16 protein-coding genes are annotated in these 19,380 nt (G+C 70.4%); 12 read left to right on the top strand and 4 right to left on the bottom strand.

The genetic code is table 11. The features are described from left to right. Positions 1-36: 36 nt before the first annotated feature. From ACQPYK_RS33135 to ACQPYK_RS33125, 3 genes are all read left to right on the top strand, one after another. Positions 37-438, top strand: coding sequence for a phage holin family protein (locus ACQPYK_RS33135; protein ID WP_433239686.1), 402 nt, complete (start codon positions 37-39; stop codon positions 436-438). Next, a complete protein-coding gene (locus tag ACQPYK_RS33130) occupies positions 435-1,163 on the top strand; it encodes a DUF3618 domain-containing protein (RefSeq protein WP_433239683.1) in 729 nt (242 codons plus the stop codon). The genes ACQPYK_RS33135 and ACQPYK_RS33130 overlap by 4 nt, the downstream gene beginning before the upstream one ends. A gap of 1,052 nt (positions 1,164-2,215) precedes the next feature. Next, the gene (locus ACQPYK_RS33125) at positions 2,216-2,677 is read left to right on the top strand and encodes a VOC family protein (protein WP_433239680.1); all 462 of its coding nucleotides are present in this window, start codon (positions 2,216-2,218) and stop codon (positions 2,675-2,677) included. Here the strand turns inward: ACQPYK_RS33125 and ACQPYK_RS33120 are convergent. Further along, positions 2,674-3,369 (bottom strand): TenA family protein, encoded by a 696-nt coding sequence (locus ACQPYK_RS33120; protein ID WP_433239677.1) that lies wholly within the window; start codon positions 3,367-3,369, stop codon positions 2,674-2,676. The two genes, ACQPYK_RS33125 and ACQPYK_RS33120, sit on opposite strands and share 4 nt — an antisense overlap. A gap of 718 nt (positions 3,370-4,087) precedes the next feature. Here ACQPYK_RS33120 and ACQPYK_RS33115 point away from each other — a divergent pair. After that, positions 4,088-4,768 carry a FadR/GntR family transcriptional regulator gene (locus tag ACQPYK_RS33115; protein WP_433239674.1) on the top strand — a complete coding sequence of 227 codons (681 nt, stop codon included), beginning with the start codon at positions 4,088-4,090 and terminating at the stop codon, positions 4,766-4,768. Here the strand turns inward: ACQPYK_RS33115 and ACQPYK_RS33110 are convergent. Beyond that, positions 4,741-5,766, bottom strand: coding sequence for a GlxA family transcriptional regulator (locus tag ACQPYK_RS33110; protein ID WP_433258985.1), 1,026 nt, complete (start codon positions 5,764-5,766; stop codon positions 4,741-4,743). The two genes, ACQPYK_RS33115 and ACQPYK_RS33110, sit on opposite strands and share 28 nt — an antisense overlap. 147 nt (positions 5,767-5,913) lie before the next feature. Between ACQPYK_RS33110 and ACQPYK_RS33105 the strand changes: the two genes are divergently transcribed. The 6 genes from ACQPYK_RS33105 (at position 5,914) to ACQPYK_RS33080 (ending at position 10,673) form a co-directional block, all read left to right on the top strand. Then, positions 5,914-6,798: an NAD(P)-dependent oxidoreductase gene (locus ACQPYK_RS33105; protein ID WP_433239672.1), complete on the top strand. Its 885-nt coding sequence runs from the start codon at positions 5,914-5,916 to the stop codon at positions 6,796-6,798. Continuing rightward, on the top strand, positions 6,795-7,484 hold the full coding sequence (locus ACQPYK_RS33100; protein WP_433239670.1) for a maleylpyruvate isomerase N-terminal domain-containing protein: 690 nt from the start codon (positions 6,795-6,797) through the stop codon (positions 7,482-7,484). The genes ACQPYK_RS33105 and ACQPYK_RS33100 overlap by 4 nt, the downstream gene beginning before the upstream one ends. 128 nt (positions 7,485-7,612) lie before the next feature. Beyond that, positions 7,613-8,131, top strand: coding sequence for a MaoC family dehydratase (locus ACQPYK_RS33095; RefSeq protein WP_433239667.1), 519 nt, complete (start codon positions 7,613-7,615; stop codon positions 8,129-8,131). A gap of 58 nt (positions 8,132-8,189) precedes the next feature. Next, entirely contained in the window at positions 8,190-9,350 is a 1,161-nt protein-coding gene (locus ACQPYK_RS33090) for an acyl-CoA dehydrogenase family protein (protein ID WP_433239664.1), read from the top strand. A 22-nt stretch (positions 9,351-9,372) separates the two neighbouring features. Next, on the top strand, positions 9,373-10,203 hold the full coding sequence (locus tag ACQPYK_RS33085) for an HpcH/HpaI aldolase/citrate lyase family protein (RefSeq protein WP_433239661.1): 831 nt from the start codon (positions 9,373-9,375) through the stop codon (positions 10,201-10,203). Positions 10,204-10,235: 32 nt separating this feature from the next. Next, positions 10,236-10,673, top strand: coding sequence for an HIT family protein (locus tag ACQPYK_RS33080; RefSeq protein WP_433239658.1), 438 nt, complete (start codon positions 10,236-10,238; stop codon positions 10,671-10,673). 233 nt (positions 10,674-10,906) lie between these two features. Here the strand turns inward: ACQPYK_RS33080 and ACQPYK_RS33075 are convergent, their stop codons facing one another. Beyond that, a complete protein-coding gene (locus ACQPYK_RS33075) occupies positions 10,907-12,283 on the bottom strand; it encodes a protein kinase domain-containing protein (protein ID WP_433239655.1) in 1,377 nt (458 codons plus the stop codon). Between the two features lie 103 nt (positions 12,284-12,386). Next, positions 12,387-16,004, bottom strand: a complete 3,618-nt coding sequence (locus ACQPYK_RS33070) for a protein kinase domain-containing protein (protein ID WP_433239652.1) — start codon at positions 16,002-16,004, stop codon at positions 12,387-12,389. A 562-nt stretch (positions 16,005-16,566) separates the two neighbouring features. Between ACQPYK_RS33070 and ACQPYK_RS33065 the strand changes: the two genes are divergently transcribed. Then, positions 16,567-17,763 carry a sensor histidine kinase gene (locus ACQPYK_RS33065; protein ID WP_433239649.1) on the top strand — a complete coding sequence of 399 codons (1,197 nt, stop codon included), beginning with the start codon at positions 16,567-16,569 and terminating at the stop codon, positions 17,761-17,763. 306 nt (positions 17,764-18,069) lie between these two features. Beyond that, positions 18,070-19,353, top strand: coding sequence for an MFS transporter (locus ACQPYK_RS33060; protein WP_433239646.1), 1,284 nt, complete (start codon positions 18,070-18,072; stop codon positions 19,351-19,353). Positions 19,354-19,380 lie beyond the last annotated feature (27 nt).

The raw sequence follows: 19,380 nt of genomic DNA, 5'->3' as shown, positions 1-19,380 counted from the left end.
TTCTCCTATAGGGACCTGTAGGGGAGGAGGCATGCCATGACGAACAGTTCCAAAGACGGTCTGTCCACGGCCGAACTGATCCGGCAGATGTCGGAGGAGGTCTCACGTCTCGTCAGGGACGAACTCCGCCTGGCCAAATTGGAACTCGCCGAAAAGGGCAGGCACGCAGGGCTCGGCGCGGGGTTGTTCGGCGGGGCGGGCGTCGTGGCCCTGTACGGAGGCGGCTGCGTGGTGGCGGCCGTGATCCTGCTGCTCGCCATGGTCATGCCCGCATGGATCGCCGCGGCGGTCGTGGGAGCGGTGCTGCTGGTCACGGCCGCGGCTCTCGGGTTCCTCGGCAAGCGGCAGGTGACCGAGGCCGGGTCGCCGGCTCCTGAACGGACCATCGAGAGCCTCAAACACGACATCGACGTAGTGAAGGAGAGGGCACACCGATGACTGAGACCGATCCGGACAGGCCCGAGCGCGATCTCCTGGAGGCCGGAACCACCGGCTCTCGAAGGAAAGAGGTCGGCGCGCCCATCACGCCGGACGAGAGGGAATCGCTGAACATCCCGCCGAACGCGCCGGAGGCGCCGGAAGCCCCGGCCTCCGCGCGGGACGGCACGCCCACCGCGGACCTCGGCGTTTCCCCCGCCGACCGTGACGGGACACCCCCGCAGGCGGATGAGACCGCCGCCGTCGCGGCCGGCGCGACCGGAACCGGGACAGGCACGACCGCGACCGGCGCCGTCCGGACGGGCGGCGGCACGACGGGCCCCGGAGAGTCGAGCGCCGGCACGACGGACCCGGATCAGACGAGCAAGGAATCCATGCGGCGGGACATCGAGAACGACCGCCGCGAACTGGGCGACACCGTGGAGGCTTTGGTGCACAAGACCGATGTGAAGGGCCGCGTTCAGGAGACCGCCACCCACATGGGGGAGGACATCCGCCGGATGGGGGCGGCCACCGCCGGCACCGCCACCGAGATGGTAGGGCGGGTGAAGGAGGCGGCTCCCGAGGTCGTGGGACGGGTCAAGGAAATCACCCCCGTCGAGCTCAAGGACGCGGCGGAGAAGGTCAGGACCGAGGCGGGCAAGCGTCCCGTCGTGGCCGCCGCGGCGATGGCGGCGCTCACCCTGATCGTCTTTCGCGTGCTGCGGCGGGGCAGGAGAAAGTAGGCCCGCCATCGGCGGGAGACCGGGAACGGTCTCCGCGAGGTCGAAGAGGTTTCGGGGAGTTCGGAACAGGAGCCCCGGGGAGTTCGGAAGAGTTCGGACAGGAGTTTCGGGGAGTTCGGAACAGGAGTGAACGGCCGGGCGACGACGGCGTCGCCCGGCCCTTTCACGCGGCCGGTCCGGGTGGTCGCCCGCGCTCGCGCCGTCCGGCCATGGCCGTCGCCCCTCGCGCCCTTGTGCGCCGGGCTACACCCGCGGCCGGCGCGCTCGCGTGAGGGAGGGGTCCTCCCGGCGGCCACCGCGATCGGGTCCGCGGTGATTTGGCGGGCTCGGCGCGGGTGAGCGAGCCAAATCCGGGTTCGCCGGGGTAATCTGACCGCTCCTGGGTGGGCGGCGGACCCCCTCCTTTCCGCCCGCCCGGGAATCTCCGCGGAGCGCCCACGCATCTCTTCCACGTGTCCTCCGCTCCCTTCCACGTGTTCTCCATGTGCCTCTTCGATCCGGGGCCCCGGCTTCCACGTGTTCTCCACGCGCCTCTTCGATCCGGCGCCCCGGTGCGACGCTCGCCGATTCCACGCAACGCTCGTGAAAGCACGCGGTGAGACATCTGTCCTGTCCCCAACGCCCGGCGGCCCGGATGGTCCTCCCGGGCGGAGCCTTCCCCGGCCGTCCTGAACGGATGTCCGTAAACCAGTCCGAGAGTCGGGATGTCGTGACTAATGCCCGAGATTGCGAAATTTCTGATCCTGGGGCATAGGTGCCACGGCGGAGGTAGCGTTCTCCGGCAGGACACCAGGAGGTCTCATGTGCCGTGTTCTCGGTATCGCCGCGGGCTCGGCACTCGTCGGTCATGACGGCGCGCCCGCGCCTTCTCGGGGCGGGCGTGGCCGCGGCCACACTCGGCTTCGACGGGCTGAACGCTTCGACGGCTTCGACGGGTTGAACAGGGAAGAGCCCGACCCGCACCTCAGCCGGAAGAGGTTCCCCGAGAGGTCCTGCGGCCACCGCTTCACCAAGTCCGTCACCACGACGCCGGACCCTTGAGGGAGATCAGCATGAAGGCCGCGGTCAGCGGTGTCCACCATTTCAAGATCTGGGTGAGAGACCTGGCTCGGAGCCGCCCCTGGTATGAGCAGGTCTTCGACCTCCGGCTGCGCACCAGTTTCGAGGACGACGACGGCGTGATCAGAGGCATGGCCTTCGACGTCCCCGGCACCGATCTCCAACTCGCCCTCCGGGAGAACCCCGGCCTGGCCGAAGCGCTCTCCGGCGCCGACCCTTTCGCCTTCCAGACCACCAGGGAAGGCCTCGACGCCTGGATCGCCCACCTCGACGCCCTCGGTGTCTCGCACGGCCCCGTGATCAAGGCCTCCGCCGGCCATGCCCTGGGGTTCGCCGATCCCGACGGCATCGAGATCCGCCTCTACGCTCCCGACGAGACGATCCACGCCGCCCAGGTCGGCCCCGACGGCACCTACCGCCCCGGCCCCGTTCCCGGGCAGCGCCCCGAAGCCTAGCCGCCCGCGGCCATGTCGAAGAAGCGCAGCTCCAGCTGTACGGCACGGCGGAAGAAGCCGAGCACGCGCAGTTGCTCGTCACCGGCGAGCCCGGGGCCGAGGCGGTCGAGCTCACCGCGCAGGAACCCCACCCAAGCTCGGAACGCCGGCCCCTCGTGCAGGTCGATCCACTCGCGGTGGACGAAGTTGTCCGGCAGCGGCTCCTCGGCGAGGCTCGCCCAGCCGAGATAGCTCCACTCGGCCACGCACAGCACCGCGAGGACGAGCGGGTAGTCCAGGCTGGTCCTGGCCTCGTCCATCAGGGCGCGGAAGTCGGCCGTCACCGGCTCCAGCGGTGGGGCGGCCAGGTCGGCCGGGCCGGCGCCGAGGGCGGCCAGCGCGCGATGGAAGTAGGTCTTCTCCTCGGTCGTGGCCGTCTCGCCGAGGAACCGGCCGAACGGCACCCGGGATTCGAAGCTGTCCGCGCTGGCCACGGCCGCACCGAGCAGCGCGGTGAAGGAGTCCACGAACTGGAAGTCCTGGATCAGGTAACGGCGCATGTCGTCGTCGGAGACGTCACCCCGGGCGATCGAGGAGGCGAACGGATGGGTCACCACCGCGCTCCACTCGGGCTCGCACCACGACCGCAGCCACTCGCTGAAGGCGGGGTCGGCGGCGCTCGCGCGCCACTCCTCGTAGGGGGTCGGCTCCACCGGGCTTCTCCTCGTCTCGGGACGTTGATCAGCGTGAATGTTAGGGCATGTCCCGCCGGACCCACGGGGCACGCCCCGGCCGGAGCGTGCGGCGTGCGGCGGTGGCGGCGGCGGGATCCGCCGTGTCGAGCAGCCCGTCGTGTTGGGGAGTCTTTGCGGGTCGAAGGGGATTTTCCCGGAAAGGGGAGGGCACGTTCCCGCAGAACAAGAGAGAGGACGTGAGGCCGTGACCGAGCCGGTCGTCAACCTCGCCGTCATCTGCCACTCGGTTACCGGAACGATCTTCGCCCTGGCCAAGGCCGCTGCGACGGCCGGAGAAGGCCGGGGCGGAGACGCGCCCAGGGAGAACCGATCAACGAGGTCGCGTCGTCGTTCATCGCGGCCGCGACGTTTCACGGAGGACCGGAGAGCGCGGTTCCCGCAATGAACAACACCTTCTACCACTGGGGGCGCATCATCGTGCCGCCCGGCTACGCCGACCCCGTCCGGTTCCGAGCGGGCAACCCCTATGGCGCCGGCCGTACCTCCGACGACGGTCAGATCCCGCCCGGCGAGGTGCGGCCGGCGGCCGTGGAGTTCCCCACCCGGCTGGTCCAGATCGCCGCGACGTTCCTGCGGGGACGCCTGCCTGACGGCCGCACGTCCTCACTCCCGCTCCGGCGTCCCGGCCGGATCGACGGGGTGGAAAGCCGGGCGCCGTCGCCTACGATCGCTGGTTGTGACCGCCTATCAGGCACTCGCGGCCGACCTGCGCCACCGGATCGTCTCCGGGGAGTTCCAACCCGGTGACAGGCTGCCGATCGAACCCGACCTGTGCGCCCGGTACGGCGTGAGCCGCAGCACGGTCCGCGAGGCGCTGCGCCTGCTGGCCAGCCAGAACCTGATCAGGACCGTCCGCGGGGTGACCGGCGGCAGCTTCGTCGCCCATCCCGACCCCGACCACATCAGCGCCTACCTGGAGACCAGCTTCGACCTGATGCGGGTGGGCATCGACCAGCTGATGGAGATTCGCGAGCTCCTGGAGGTGCCCGCTGCGGGCCTGGCCGCGCTGCGCCGTACCGGACCGGACTTGGAGCGCCTGCACGACTGCGTCGAGGGGGCGAGCGGCCGGGAGCCCGGTGAGGTCTTCGAGCCCAACCGCGACTTCCATGTCGTCCTGCTCCGCGCGGCGGGCAACCCGCTGCTGGAGATCGTCGCCCGGCCCGTCTTCGAGGTGCTGGAGGGTCGCTTCGTCCGCGAGCACGCCCCGCGGGCCGCGCTCGACGGCATCGACCGCGAGCATCGCGACATCCTGCGCCACGTCGAGGCGAGCGACGCCGAGGGGGCGCGGCGGGCCGCCCTGACACACCTGGGCAGCCTCCGGACCGCCTATTACCCCAGTGTGGAACCCCGGACCTGAGCTCGGTGGATCACCGACGAGGATCCCGGCATCCCCCGGGGGAAGGCCCGCCGGTAGTCGCTCGGCGACACCCCCACCTGCCTGAGGAAATGGTGACGGAGGTTGTTCGCCGTGCCGAGCCCGCTCAGCTCCCCGACCTTCTCGATCGGCAGGTCCGTCGTTTCCAGCAGGCCCTGTGCCCGGCCCAGACGCTCGTTGAGCAGCCACTGCAGCGGAGTCGTCCCGGTGGCCGCCTGGAGCCGCCGGTAGAACGTCCGCGGGCTCATCGCCGCCTGCCGCGCCATGTCCTCGACCGTCAACGGCTGGTCCAGACGCTCACGGGCCCATTCCAGCACGGAACCCAGGCCTTCGTCGTCGGTGGTGGGCACGGACAGGTCGATGAACTGCGCCTGGCCGCCCGGCCGGTGGGCGGGCACCACCATCCGGCGGGCGAGTTGGTTGGCGACGTGCGCGCCCAGGTCACGGCGGACCAGATGGAGGCATAGGTCGAGCCCCGCGGTCAGCCCGGCGCTGGTGAGGACGTCGCCGTCGTCCACGTACAGCACCGAGTCGTCGACGTGCACCTTCGGGTAGCGCTCGGCCAGTTGAGCGGTGTGCATCCAGTGGGCGGTGGCGCGGCGGCCGTCGAGCAGCCCCGCCTCGGCGAGCGCGAAGGCGCCGGTGCACAGGGAGACCATGCGGGAGCCCGCGTCATAGGCACGGCGCAGGGCCGTGATCAGGGCAGGCGGCAGCGCTCTGCCGTCCTCGACGCAGGAGTCGGGCACCGAGGGCACGATGACCGTGTCCGCGCCGACAAGGTCGTCGAGCCCGTAGCGGGTCCGCAGCGCCAGTCCGAATTCGGCGGGGGAGCCGTCCTGCCGTCTCTCTCCCGTCCCGCACAGCCGCAGGTCGTACCAGGGGTCGGCCAGATCCGGCTGCGGCTTCCCGAAGACCGTGCAGGGGATGCTCAGCTCGTACAGATCCCACGAGGGGACGCCTATGTCCTCGGTTACGACCACCGCGACGGAACCAGCGCTCACGCTTGGAGAGTATGGCAGGAATTTGGTGCCAACCGTCATTCCTGTCACTTCTTCCGGTCGCTGTGCGCTGCGAGTGTGGTCCGTACGTGACCAACCGCCGCAGGCGGATCTGTAGGGAGACGAAGCATGATCTCTGAACGCGCGGCCGTGACCGTCATCGGACTGGGTTCGATGGGTTCGGCGCTGGCCACCACGCTGCTGGACCGCGGCCACCCGACCACCGTATGGAACCGCTCGGCGCACAAGGCCCGGCCGCTGGTCGACAGGGGAGCCCGCCCGGCCGCGACGCCTCGGGAGGCGATCGCGGCGAGCTCGCTGGCCATCGCCTGCGTCCTGGACTATGAGGCACTGCACACCGTCCTCGACCCCGTCTCCGACGCCCTGGCCGGTAAGGTCCTGGTCAACCTCACTTCCGGCTCCCCGGAGCAGGCCCACGAGGTCGCCGCGTGGGCTCGGGCGCACGGCGCCGATTACCTCGACGGCGCGATCATGACCACCCCGCCGGGCGTCGGCAGCCCGGAGATGATGTTCCTGTACAGCGGCTCGCACGCCGTTTTCGAAGCCCACCGGTCAACCCTGGCGACCCTGGGAGACCCCCTGTACCTGGGCGCCGACCCGGGTCTGGCCTCCCTCTACGACGCCGCCCTGCTCGGCCTGATGTGGTCCACCCTGACCAGCTGGCTGCACGGCACCGCGCTGGTCGGCGCGGAGAAGACGGAGGCCACGGCCTTCACCCCCGTCGCGATCCGCTGGCTGAGCGCCGTGGCCGGTTTTCTGACCACGTACGCGCCCCAGGTGGACGGCGGTCGCTACCCGGGTGACGACGCCACCGTCGACGTGCAGATCGCGGCGATCGACCACCTCATCCACGCCGCGGCGGCGCGCGGTGTCGACAACGCGTTGCCGGAGCTCCTGAAGAGCGTCATGGAACGGGCCAGGGCCGCAGGTCACGGCGCCGACAGCTACGCGAGCGTGATCGAGGTCCTGAAGAACCCGGCGGGCGGCAGGTGACCGCGGCACCGGCATCCGCGGCCGGTCCCTCGTCTCCTGCGCCGCCGCCTCCTTCGCCGAACCGGACGCTCGCCGTCGGCGCCGGTCCATGGCCGGACCTGCTGTCCGCCGCGACCGATGACTGCCTGGCCGTCCTCCTCAGGGGAGCCGGCCAGGACTGGTCACGCCCCGCCGGCGACCTCGACTGGACCTGCCGCCAGACCCTCGACCACCTCGCCCTCGGCCTGGTCGGCTACACGGGTCTGCTCATCGCCCGGCCCGCGGACCGCTACATCACCCTCTTCGCCTCACTCGACCCTCACGCACCCGTCCACGCCTGCCTGGAAGGCCTCCGTATCGCCGCTTCCCTCCTCACCTCAACCGTCCGCGACACGACCGCGCAAGTCCGTGCCTGGCACCCTTGGGGCCACTCCGACGCCGCCGGCTTCGCCGCCATGGGGATCACCGAACTGGCCGTCCACACCTATGACATCACCCGTACCCTCGGCCTGCCCTGGGCTCCGCCCGACGGCTTGAGCGCCGCCGTCCTCGCCCGCCTCTTTCCCGAGTTTCCCGAGTTCCCCGAGTTCCCCGAGGCCCCGTCCGGGCACAGCCCGTCGGACGCCCTCCTGTGGTGCACGGGCCGCATCTCGCTTCCCGGACTGCCCAGGCGGGCGCGCTGGCAGTGGGACGGCAGCGTGCGCTGACCCCGACCGCGCCCCGATCGCGGACCTCACCATGCAGGTCGGCCTCTCCTGGAAACGACCAAGCAAGCCATTGACCATCAAAACATCAGACTATTAGCGTCAAGGTTCCGTCGTTCAGGGAGAGATCCGTGACCGTGCACGAACCCGGCCTTGGCCGGTACTACGAGGACTTCGTCGTCGGCGACGTCTACCAGCATCCGCTCGGCCGCACGATCAGCGAGGCCGACAACACCTGGTTCACCCTGCTGACGATGAACACCAACCAGAACCACTTCAACGCCCACTTCGCCGAACGGGCCCCGGTCGGGAAGGTCATCGTCAATTCGGGGCTGAGCGTGGCGATCGTCCTGGGCATCTCGGTGATCGACGTCAGCCAGAACGCGCTGATGAACCTCGGCTGGGATGAGATCAAGCTGACTCACCCGGTGTTCCTGGGCGACACCCTCTACGCCGAGTCGATCGTGGTGGACAAGCGCGAGTCCCGGTCGCGGCCCTACGCCGGGATCGTCACCTGCCGCACGCGCGGCCTCAACCAGGACGGCGACGAGGTCATGTCCTGGCGCCGCTCCGTGATGGTCTACCGCCGCGACGCCCCGCACGACAAGCAGTATTTCCCGCAGGCCAAGAGCGGCCCGCTGACGGCATGAGGATCGCGTCCGGGTCATGGGGGCGACCGCCGGTCTCCCCTGTTCGAAAGGATCCGCCATGGATTTCGAGCTGAACGACGAACAGCGGCTGTTCCGCCGGACCCTCAGGGAGTTCGTGGACAAGGAGATCGTGCCGGTCGCCTCCGAATGGGAACGGACGGGCCGCTACCCCACCGAGATCGTCGAACGGTTCGCGGAGATGGGGCTGTTCGGGATGACGATCCCCGAGGAGTACGGCGGGCTGGCGCTGGACCGGGTGTCGTTCGCGCTGGTCTTCGAGGAGATCGCGCGTGGATGGATGGGCGTGGCGGGAGTGCTCGGCTCGCATTCGCTGGCCTCCTGGATGATCGCCCGGCACGGCACCGAGGAGCAGCGCGCCGCCTACCTCCCGGACCTGGCCACCGGCGCCCGCCGTACCGGCATCGCGCTGACCGAGCCCGCCGCCGGCACCGACCTGCAGGGCATCCAGACCCGGGCGGTCCGCGACGGCGACCACTACGTGATCAACGGCACCAAAACGTGGATCACCAACGCCCGCCACGCCGACCCGATGCCCGTCCTGGTGAAGACCTCCGTCACCGAGCCGGCGCACCGCGGCATGTCCCTGCTCCTGGTCGAGGCCGGCACCCCGGGCTACACCGTCAGCCGGGACCTGCCCAAACTCGGCTACAAGGGCACCGAGACCTGCGAGGTCGTGCTGCAGGACGTTCGCGTCCCGGCGTCGCGGCTGCTCGGCGGGGTCGAGGGACGGGGCATGCAGCAGGCACTGTCGGCCCTGGAACTCGGCCGGATCAACATCGCCGCCCGCGCGGTCGGGCTCTCCCAGTGCGCCTACGACGCGGCGCTGACCTACTCGCGCGAGCGTCACGCCTTCGGCCGGCCCATCGCCGACTTCCAGGCCGTCCAGCTCAAGCTCGCCGACATGGCCACCGACATCCAGGCGGCCAGGCTGCTCACCTATTGGGCGGCGACCCGTTCGGAGAGCGGCCCGGTGAACTCCGAAGCCGCCATGGCCAAATACTTCGCGTCCGAGGTCGCGCTGCGAGCCACCATGGAGGCCATGCGGATCCACGGCGGCTACGGCTACTCCCAGGAGTTCGTCATCGAGCGCCTCTACCGCGACGCGCCCCTGATGGCCATCGGCGAAGGAACCAACGACATCCAGCGGATGGTCATCGCCGAATCCCTCATCTCCGGCACCGCCAAGGTGGGCTGGTGAGCGGTGCCGCTAGGGTCGGACGGTGATCCGATCTGCGCTGTATGTTCCGGGTGACCAGCCCGACAAGCTCGCCAAGGCACTCGGCCGGGGCTCCGACTCCCTGATCGTCGACCTGGAGGACGCGGTCCTGCCCGCGCACAAGGCCGCGGCCCGCGCCGCCGTGGCCGGATGGCTGCGCGAGCTGGAGCCCGGCGGCCCGGAGATCTACGTTCGGGTGAATCCCGGCGAGGCGGGTCACGAGGACCTCAGGGCGGTCGCCGTGGCGGGAGTGCGGGGGGTCTGCGTGGCCAAGACGGAGTCGGCCGCCGAGCTGGTCGAGGTGGACGCCGTGCTCACCGCGGCCGAGGCGGCCGAGGGCCTGCCCGCCGGCTCGATCGCGGTCTGCCCGCTGCTGGAGAGCGCCGGCGCGATCCTGGCGGCGCCGCAGATCGCCCGGGCGCCCCGCGTCCTGCGGCTGCAGATCGGTGAGGCCGACCTGCGCGCCGAACTCGGCGTCGAGGCCGGCCCCGACGAGCGTGAGCTGCTCTGGGCCCGCTCCCAGGTCGTCCTGGCCTCCGCGGCGGCCCGGCTCACCCCGCCCCTGGCTCCCGTCAGCACCGACTTCCGTGACCTCGATGCCCTGCACACCTCCACCGCCGCTCTGAAACGCCTGGGCTTCCGGGGGCGTGCCTGCATCCATCCAGCCCAGGTGCCCGTGGTCAACGAGGTCTTCACGCCCGCCGAGGAGGAGCTCGCCCGGGCCCGCGACCTGATCGCCCGTTTCGAGGCCGCCGGCACCGGAGTCGTCGCCGACGCCCGGGGCCGGATGGTCGACGAGGCGGTCATCCGCGCGGCCCGCCGCCTCCTGGCCTGACGCCGCCGCCTCGATGCTCCTATCCTGATGTGATGTCAGCGGGAGCCGATGGAGGGTGCCTGTTCTGCGCCATAGCGGCGGGAGAGCAGCCGGGTCACATGGTGTTCTCCGACGACGTGGCCGTGGCCTTTCTGGACACACGGCCGGTCTTCAAGGGACACGTCCTGGTGGCGCCCATGACCCACGTCGAGACGCTCGCGGACCTGCCCACGCCGGCGGTCGGCCCGTTCTTCGAGCGGGTCCGGTCCGTCTCCGCCGCCGTCGAACAGGGTCTGGAATCGGGCGGCACGTTCGTCGCGATGAACAACCGGATCAGCCAGAGCGTCCCGCATCTTCACGTCCATGTCGTCCCCCGCAACCGCAAGGACGGCCTGCGCGGTTTCTTCTGGCCTCGCACGAGGTACGGCGACGCCGCCGAGGCCGAGTCCTTCGCCCTGCGCATCCGCGAGGCCCTCCCGCCCGGCCGGTGAGCCGGCCATGTCCGCCGTCACGCGGCCCGTGGCCGTACGGCGGCGCGGATGCCGCGGCGCAGGAGGGCGGGTACGCACGGCGTGGTGCCCAGGGCGCCGATCCACACGGTGGCCGACAGTCCGCTACCCGCACGCCGGGCCGCTGCCGGCCGACCGGTGGAACGAGGACCTGGCCCGCGGCTGCTACCCGGACCTGCACCACTGGGACCTCAGCATGCGCGAGCGATGTGAGGTCACGGAGTCAAGGTGCGGAGTGCGTCGTGGAGTCCCGCCGCGCTCTGGTAGCCGATCGCGGGCTTCTCCTGGAGCGCTTTGTCGATGACGGCGGCCAGTGCTTGCGGGACACCCGGGTCCCGGCGGCGGATCGGTACCGGCTGTGACTGCAGGACGATCTGCCAGGGGTCCCTTCCGGCCGGGAAATCCCTTGGGTACTGGGCGGTCAGGGCGTGGTAGAGACAGGCGGCGAGTGCCCAGACGTCGACCGCGGGCGTGGCGTTGCGGAAGTTGATGACCTGCTGGCGGGGCATGTACCAGGGTTTGCCCGCGGCCGTGCCGGTCCGGGTCAGGCCGCTCAGGCCGGCCTGGTCGAAGGCCTTGGCGAGGCCGAAGTCGCCCACCTTCGCCACCGGTGAGCCGTCGGCTGCCCCGCTCAGCAGGATGTTCTGGGGACTGAGATCGCGGTGGACGACGCCCTGCTCGTGCGCATGTCCCACGCCTTCCAGTGCCTGCAGCGCGAGGCGGACGGCCTCCGCGGCCGGGAGCCGCCCACCCCTGCGGTTCAGGAGCTGGTCGAGACTGCCTCCCGCGCAGAACTCCATGGTGAAGTAGAACGCGCCGTCGGCGGATCCGGCGTCGTACAGAGCGGCGACGTTCGGGTGGCGCAGTGCCCGGGTGAGTTCCACTTCGCGCAGAAAGCGGTCGTGCACTTCGGCGCCGGCCGCCACCTTCGGCAGCATCACCTTCAGCGCCACTTCTTCGCCGGTGGTCTCGTGGCGGGCGAGGAACACTGCGCCCATCCCGCCGCGGCCGAGTTCGCGCAGGATCGTGTACCCGGCGATGGGGGCGAGGTCGCGGCGCCCGCTGTGCGCGAGGTTCAGCAGTATTTCGGCCACCGCGGCTGGTTTGGCCTGGCAGGCGGCGCAGACGTACTCACCGGACCGAGCGCCGAGCTCGCTGCCCACTTCCCGGTCGCAGACCTTGCACCGGGCCAGCTCCAGTGTGCGCTTCACACCGCCCGCGGCGGGCTGGACGCCGACCCGGAAGACCGTCTTGCCGATCCGGATCTCGTCACCGTCGGCCAGGTCGTGCTCCGGGAACGACAGCGCCGCGGCCTCCTCGGGTGTCTGGTGTGCCTCGCGCTGGCCGATCTTTTCATCGTTGACGTAGGTTCCGTTGAGGCTGCCGAAGTCGCGGATGCGCGCATCGGGCGGGTTGATGTCGAGCAGGCAGTGATGCCGGGAGACGGTGCGGTGGTCGCCGTCGTTCGGCAGCCGCGGCGCGCAGTCTTCGGCGCGGCCGAGCACGCAGGTGGTCCGCTCGTCGAACACGTACTCGGTGCGGGCGAGCTTGCCCTTGACGAGCTTCAGCGTGATGGTGGCCGGTCGCGTCATCGCATCTCCTCTTCGGCGCCCGCGGTGGTGAACACCAGCGCGCCGCCGGCGGCTTCGATCCGGGCGATCTCCAGTGCCGGCGCGACGCTCTCCGCGTACCGCGTCACCGTTTCCACATCCTGCTCAAAACCGTGCCGAGCCACCCGGTGGCCCGGCGTTCGAGCTGCGCCCGTACGCCTTCGGGCCGCAGCCAGCCGAAACCGGCGTCCTGGAGCCGCTCCATCAGCTCGTCGGCGTCGCCGGTTTTCCGGCCGGTCCGATGCCGGGCCAGGAAAAGCTCCAGATGGGGGGTCGCACCGTCGGCCCAGTCCGCTGGTTCGCGTGTCGACAGTTCCCAGTCGAAATCCCAGCGCTGGACGGTCCCGTCGCTGCCTGCGGACAAGGCGAAACTGCCATCGGGGGCGAACGCGAGGCTCCTTATTCGCCTCTGGTGTCCTTCTAGGGCACGCAGCATCTGTCCACTGTGGACATCCCAGACCCGGAGAAAAGAATCGCTGTCGGCCGAAAGCGCGAAGCGCCCGTCCGTGCTGAGCCGGGCCTTCAGCGGATGGCCGGGGTGCTCGAGGACCCGCACGCATTCCCCCGACGCGACATCCCACAACCGGATGCACCCACGGCCGCACGACACCACGAAACGCCCGTCGGCACTCATGGACACCGACGACACCCGGTCGTCGTGCCCCTCCAGGGTGCGCAGCCGCCGTTGCCGGCCGAGATCCCACAGTATGATTCTCTCGCTTCGACCGGCCGTGGCGGCGACACGTTCGTCCGGGCTGACCCAAATCGAGTGCGCCAGGCCGCAGTCCTCGATGGTCCGCAGGAGGCGGCCGTCGGCCAGATCCCAGAACTGCAGCCTGGCGTCGACGGCGGCCAGCGCCCGTCGCCCGCCGTCGTAGAACCGCGCCGAGGTCGCGCCGTGGGTGTTCGCGAACAGGACGCGCAGGCACTCACCGGTGCCGGCGTGCCACAGCCGGAGCCTGCCGTCGTGCCCGGCGGACAGCACGCGCTGGGTGTCGGCGCTCAGGCTGATGTCATTCACCATGCTCGAGTGGCCTTCGAGGACGCGCTCGCAGGCTCCGCTGGCGACGTCCCAGATCCGGATCGTCCCGTCGCCACCGCTGGAGACCGCGATCGTGCCGTCGGCGGAAAGCACGACCGAGTCCACGTAGATGCGGTGCCCGGAGAAGGTCGTCGTGGGCCAGGCCGCCCGCAGGCCCGTGCGGACCGTGTGGCGGCCCAAGGCCCGCCAGGCGGTGAGCACCTGAGGCGATCGCTCGTAACCGGGGATCGCCCGTGCCCGGGTGAGCGCGTCGAGCGCGCGCGGGTACCGGGAGGCGGCGATTTCCTGCACCGCTTCGAAAACCAGTGCCTCGACCTCGCTGCCGAGCCGGCTCAGTTCCGCATGCCGCCGTGGTTTGCTCAGCTGCGGTGCGGCGGTCCAGTCGAGGGGGAGGTCCCACCGGCGGACCGCGTTGTCCTGGCCGGCGGAGATCGCGGAGCGGCCGTCCGCGCTGAGCCGGACCGCCCGCACCGCGGAGCGGTGGCCCCGGAAAGTCCGCAGGCATCGCCCGCCGGCGATGTCCCAGATCCGGACCGTCTTGTCCTGCGAGCCGGAGAGCACCAAGCGCGCGTCGGCACTCAGCGACACGGTTTCCACCCAGTCGGGCGCGTTCATGGTCCGCAGGCAGTGGCCGGTGCGGAGGTCCCACAGGCTGATCGTGCCGTCCATGGCACCGATGACCGCGAGACGCCCGGCGGGGTCGAGGCAACTGGCGTTGACCGGCGAGGCGTCGTCCGCGCGGATCGGCCGGTAGCGGCCGGAGCTCAGGTCCCAGAACCGGACTTCTCCGTTGGTCTTGCCGGTGGAGAGCAGGAAGTCGCAGTCGGCGGTCAGTTCGATCGAGCGCACGCCGCCGGCGTGCCCGGCGAGGGTCCGCCGGATCTGTCCACTGTGGACGTCCCAGATCTGGATCGGCCCGTCCGCGTTCGAAACCAGCACGATGCTCGCGTCGGCGTTCAGCGCGACCGGATGGGTCGCGTATTCGAACTGGGGCGGCGGCCTGAGGGCGAACCCGCGCAAACAGCGGCCGGTGCCGAGATCCCACAGCCGCAAGGTCTGGTCTTTGCCGGTGGAGGCGGCGAAGCGCCCGTCCGGGGTGAGGGCGACCGAGCAAACCTCTTTGCGGTGCCCGTTCTCGAAGTGCGCCTCGAACGCCTGGAGGCATTCCCCGCTGCGCAGGTCCCACAGCTTCACCATGCCGTCGCGGCCCCCGGTCAGCAGCAGCCGACCGTCGGGGGTGAGGCTGGTGAGGATGTAAGGGCCGCTTTTGTACGGGCCATCCGGCTCGGTCAGCTCGTCATTCCAGAACAGCGCCCACGGGATCGCCCTGGCCTCGGCGCAGCGCGCGTCGGTGAGCTGTTCGGATTGGACGGTCCGCAGGGCCGCTTGGACTTCGGGTTCGCCGGTGGCCTCGTCTCCGAGCTCACCGAGGAGCGCGCGGGCCGCGGTGAGGTCGCCGCGTTCGAGGTGTACCTGAGCGAGCAGATGGCGTGCCTGCCACGGGTCCCCGGCGTCGGTGCGGATCGCTTCGAGGCCGGTGATGAGTTCTTCGTCGGTGACCTCGCCGTGGCGCCACCGGTGCAGGCCCGCGTTGTAGGTGGCCTCCAGGTGCTGCGGGTCCGCCGCCAGCGCCGCCGCGAACGCCTCCCGAGCCTCGGCCGTGCGGTCGAGGTCGAGCAGCGACACTCCCCGGTTGTTGAGCTCGCCGGCGCGCAGATCGGCCGCCACCGGGGTGGCACGCGGATACGGGCCACCCGAAATCCGCTGATGGACCTCGGCCAGGTCGGTGGCGACCTCGGACATCGAGCCCGGCCGATCGGCCGGGTCGAGGCGCAGGCATCGCTCCAGCAAGTCGGCGAGTTCGCCGGGCATGGCCGGAAGCCCGGCCTCGCCCGGCCCGTCGGCGCGATACGCCGCGAGTGCTTCCCCTGCGATCGGCCCGGCCATCCAGGTGATCCCGCCGGTGAACATCTCCAGCACCGACACCGCGAAGCTGTAGATGTCGGTGCGCCGGCCCAGCGACTCGCCCGAGGTCTGTTCCGGCGAGGCATACGCACGGGTCAGGCCACCGGCGGGGACCAGCACGCTGACGCCGGGCGCGCTCTCGCGTGCGGACATCGTCATGGCGACGGCGCGAGCCCTGGCCAGTCCGAAGTCGGTGACCTTCGCGGTGCCTTCTTCGTCGAGCAGGACGTTGGCGGGCTTCATGTCCTGGTGCACCAGGCCGCGGCTGTGCGCGTGCTCGAGGCCCCACGCGGTCTGGATCGCGAAGTCCGTGATGCGGGTGAGCACCTCGCGTTCAGTGCCCTCGTACAGCCTGCGGTCGTCGATCCAGTCATGCAGGCTGCCGCCCGCGACGTACTCGGCGAACACCCGGGGAATGCCGCCGAGCGTGCGGACGTAGTGGCAAGCGCACACATTCGGGTGTAGCCCCAGCGACACCCACACCTCGGCCTCGGTGACGAAGCGCTCCCGGTCGGCCGCGCCCTTGAACAGCTCCGGGCGGGGGCATTTCACCGCGAGATCGGTGCCCCACAGCAGATGCCGGACCCGGTACACCAGCCCCATCCCGCCGTGCTCGTGCACCCGGGTCACCTCGTACCGGCCGTCGATGACATCACCGACCCGCCACAATGGCGGGACCTCGGCAGGCTCGCTCATGGACACCCCTTCGCCACCCACGCGGCAACAGTAGCGAATTTGCGAACAGGGGCCCCGGTAGTAATCACCGTAAAAGCGGCGGAAATGCTGGTCAGAGCTTCGGCGAAGGATTTTCCAGGGCGAACCTAGGAAGGGCCCATGACCTGCATATCCGTTGGAAATTCGGCCGACCCTAGGCCCCACTCGGGTCGGCGTCACCAGCCTCGAAATCCCAGGTGCTTAGGGTGTCAAGCGGCGCGGGGTTTGGTGTGGTGTGACCAGGCGGTTGCTTTGTCGTAGAAAGTGGTTTTGATCCGGTTTGACGGACATCTGAGATCAGGGGTTCATCCCCGAAAGGGTGTCCGTCGAAAAGGAGGCGGTGGAAGGGCCGCCTGCGTGCCCGGGACGGGGCTGGGGGGGGGTGAAGGCCGGACGGGTCCGTCATGCGTCTTTTTGATCTACAATGTAAAGGGCCGGGGTGAAAGACGTTCTCAGCCACCCGGATTCGATCCCGCCACCGGGTGCGCCGACGCGGTGCGTGGAGAGGAGGCGCTCGCGAGCCCGGACAGATAAGGTCCGGGGCGTGGAACCCGTCGTCGCCGTGCTGTTGATCACCACTTTGGTCGGTGTCCCGGCCCTGGTGCTGTGGAGAGTGCTGCGTGGCAGGCGGGAACTGGGCAGCAGCCCGGCCGAGCGGGCCACGTTCGAGACCCTGCACACCGCCTCACTCGCCGCGCCGCCGCTACGGGCCGGACTGACCGAGGCGGGCACCCAGAAGGCCTCCCGTCATCTGCGCGAGCTGCTCGGCTCCCCGGCGCTGGCGATCACCGACGGCGAGCGGCTGCTGGTCTACGACGGCGAGGACGACCATCACGCCAGGGAGGCCTTCGCGCACGCCGCCAAGACCCTCTCCGGCGGCCGAACCCAGGTGCTCGGCCCGGAGGTCGTCTCGTGCGAGACCCCCGAATGCCCGATCAGATTCGCGGTCGTGGTGCCGCTCACCACCGACGGCCGGGTGGTCGGCTCGCTGGCCGCCTACGGCGGCCACGCCTCGGCCGGCCTGGTGCGTGCCGCCCACGAGGTGGCGAACTGGGTGGATTCCCAGCTTGAGCTGGCCGAACTCGACCGCTCCAGGACGAGGCTGATGGAGGCCGAGGTCCGCGCGCTGCGCGCGCAGATCTCCCCGCACTTCATCTACAACTCGCTGACGACGATCGCGAGCTTCGTCCGCTCCGACCCCGACCGCTCCCGCGAGCTGCTGCTGGACTTCGCCGACTTCACCCGCTACTCCTTCCGGCGGCACGGTGAGTTCACCACACTGGCCGAGGAGCTGCGTTCCATCGACCGTTACCTCACCCTGGAGCGTGCCCGCTTCGGCGACCAGCTCCAGGTGACGCTGCGGATCGCCCCCGAGGTGCTGCCGGTCGCGGTGCCGTTCCTGTGTCTGCAACCGCTGGTGGAGAACGCCGTACGGCACGGCTTGGAGAGCAAGTCCGGCGTCGGCCGTATCTCGATCATCGCCGAGGACGCGGGCGCCGAGTGCCGGATCAGCGTGGAGGACGACGGCGTCGGAATGGAGCCCGAGCGGCTGCGCCGCATCCTGGCCGGCGACGCCGACGAGCGCTCCGGGGCCGGGGGAGTGGGCCTGGCCAATGTGGACGAACGGTTACGTCAGGTCTACGGCGACGAGTACGGCCTGACGGTCGAGACGGGAAAGGGAGCGGGCACGAAGGTCAGTGTCCGCCTGCCGAAGTATCACCCCGGTGTCTCCGCCCACTGACGAGCCGCCGTCCCAGGCCCGCCCGACCTCCGGAATCGCCGAGATCCCGAGGACGCGACCCCCATCGGAGAAACCATGAACACCACACCTGAAAGCGCCGTCGACCCGATACCGGAAGATCCCGGATCCGACGTGGCGCCCGCGCCGTCCGCAGCCCCGCCGCGAGTCTCGGCGCCGGCATCCGCCACACCGCCGCGAGTCTCCGTGCCGGAGTTCCCCGCTCCGCCGGAGGCCTCCGCGCCGCGATCCCCTGTCCCGCCGGAGGCCTCCGCGCGGCCGGAATTCCCCGCTCCGCCGGAGGCCTTCGTGCGGCCGGGAGACGGAGCGGGCGACTCTCCCGAGCCCGCGGGCCCGTTGCCCGGCGGGCTCGGGCGGCGCTTCTGGCTGCTGTTCACCTCCAGCACCGTGTCCAACCTGGGTGACGGCATCGGCCGGATCGCGCTGCCGTTGCTGGCGGTGACCCTGACCCGCGACCCGGTGCTCGTCGCGGCGTTGTCGTCGCTCACCTTCCTGCCCTGGGTGCTGTTCGCGATCGTCAGCGGAGCGCTGGTGGACCGCCTGGACCGCCGTAAGGTGATGGTCGTCGCCGAGTTCGTCAGGGCCGTGGTGGTCGGGCTGCTGGCAGTGGCGGTGCTCACCGGCCAGGCCGCCATATGGATGCTCTACGCGGCCGCTTTCGCACTCGGCACGGTCGAGACCCTCTACGACAACGCGGTCCATTCCCTGCTGTCCTCCGTGGTACGGCGAGACCAGCTGGAGAAGGCCAACGGCCGGGTCGAGACCGCGGCCGTCGTCACCGACAGCTTCCTCGGGGCTCCGGTGGGAAGCGCGCTGTTCGTGGCCGCCGCCGCGCTCCCGTTCCTGGCGAACTCGGTGGGTTTCCTGCTCGCCGGGGCGCTCCTGCTCCTGCTGCCGGGCCGCTACAGCGCCGCACCGGTCACCGACCGTCCGGCCGGCCTGGGCAGGGAGATCGGTGAGGGGGTGCGCTGGCTCTGGAACTACAAGCCGCTGCGGAACATCACGTTGATCGGCACGTTGTCGGCGGGGATGAACCAGGCCGCGATGGCCGTGCTGGTGCTGTTCGTGGTGGACGTGCTGCACCTGCCCGCCGCCGCCTTCGGCTGGTTCGCGCTCGCCTCCGGGGTGGGAGGGGTGGCCGGTGGCCTGATCGCGCCCCTGCTGGTGCGCCGGTGGCCGCGCGCCGCCGTGATGGCCGTCGCGATGACCGTTTCCGGGGCCGGCTTCACGTTCCTCGGGATCTTCCCGTCCGTGGCGACGCTCGTGATCGCGTCCGTCGCCGTCGCCGGCTCGCTCCTCGTTTGGAACGTCCTCATCATGTCGATCCGCCAGGCGCTGATCCCGGCCCATCTGTTCGGCCGTGTTCTGGGCGTGATCCGCACACTGCTGTGGGGGTTGATCCCGGCGGGCGCCCTGGCGGGCGGCCTGATGGCCGGGGCGTTCGGCCTGCGAGCCGTCTTCGTGATCAGCGGAGGCGTGATGCTGATGCTCATGGTGCCGCTCTGCCGGGTGCTGTGGCGGCACCGAACCCTGATCAACACCCTTCGGGAACCCGAAACTATTGACACCTGATGTCTGATTCATCACCCTCTAGGGATT

Source organism: Streptosporangium sp. CA-135522 (genome assembly GCF_050949235.1).
In the GTDB taxonomy this organism is placed as follows: Bacteria; Actinomycetota; Actinomycetes; order Streptosporangiales; family Streptosporangiaceae; genus Streptosporangium.
The sequence above is the reverse complement of the archived record's forward strand: the minus strand, read 5'-3'. Positions and strand labels throughout refer to the sequence as shown.

Bases quoted from the DNA above. Each gene is read 5' to 3' on its own strand.
- ACQPYK_RS33125 (WP_433239680.1), top strand. From the start codon at position 2,216: ATGAAGGCCGCGGTCAGCGGTGTCCACCATTTCAAGATCTGGGTGAGA.
- ACQPYK_RS33105 (WP_433239672.1), top strand. From the start codon at position 5,914: ATGATCTCTGAACGCGCGGCCGTGACCGTCATCGGACTGGGTTCGATG.
- ACQPYK_RS33075 (WP_433239655.1), bottom strand. From the start codon at position 12,283: ATGACGCGACCGGCCACCATCACGCTGAAGCTCGTCAAGGGCAAGCTC.
- ACQPYK_RS33090 (WP_433239664.1), top strand. From the start codon at position 8,190: ATGGATTTCGAGCTGAACGACGAACAGCGGCTGTTCCGCCGGACCCTC.
- ACQPYK_RS33070 (WP_433239652.1), bottom strand. From the start codon at position 16,004: ATGAGCGAGCCTGCCGAGGTCCCGCCATTGTGGCGGGTCGGTGATGTC.
- ACQPYK_RS33135 (WP_433239686.1), top strand. From the start codon at position 37: ATGACGAACAGTTCCAAAGACGGTCTGTCCACGGCCGAACTGATCCGG.
- ACQPYK_RS33130 (WP_433239683.1), top strand. From the start codon at position 435: ATGACTGAGACCGATCCGGACAGGCCCGAGCGCGATCTCCTGGAGGCC.
- ACQPYK_RS33080 (WP_433239658.1), top strand. From the start codon at position 10,236: ATGTCAGCGGGAGCCGATGGAGGGTGCCTGTTCTGCGCCATAGCGGCG.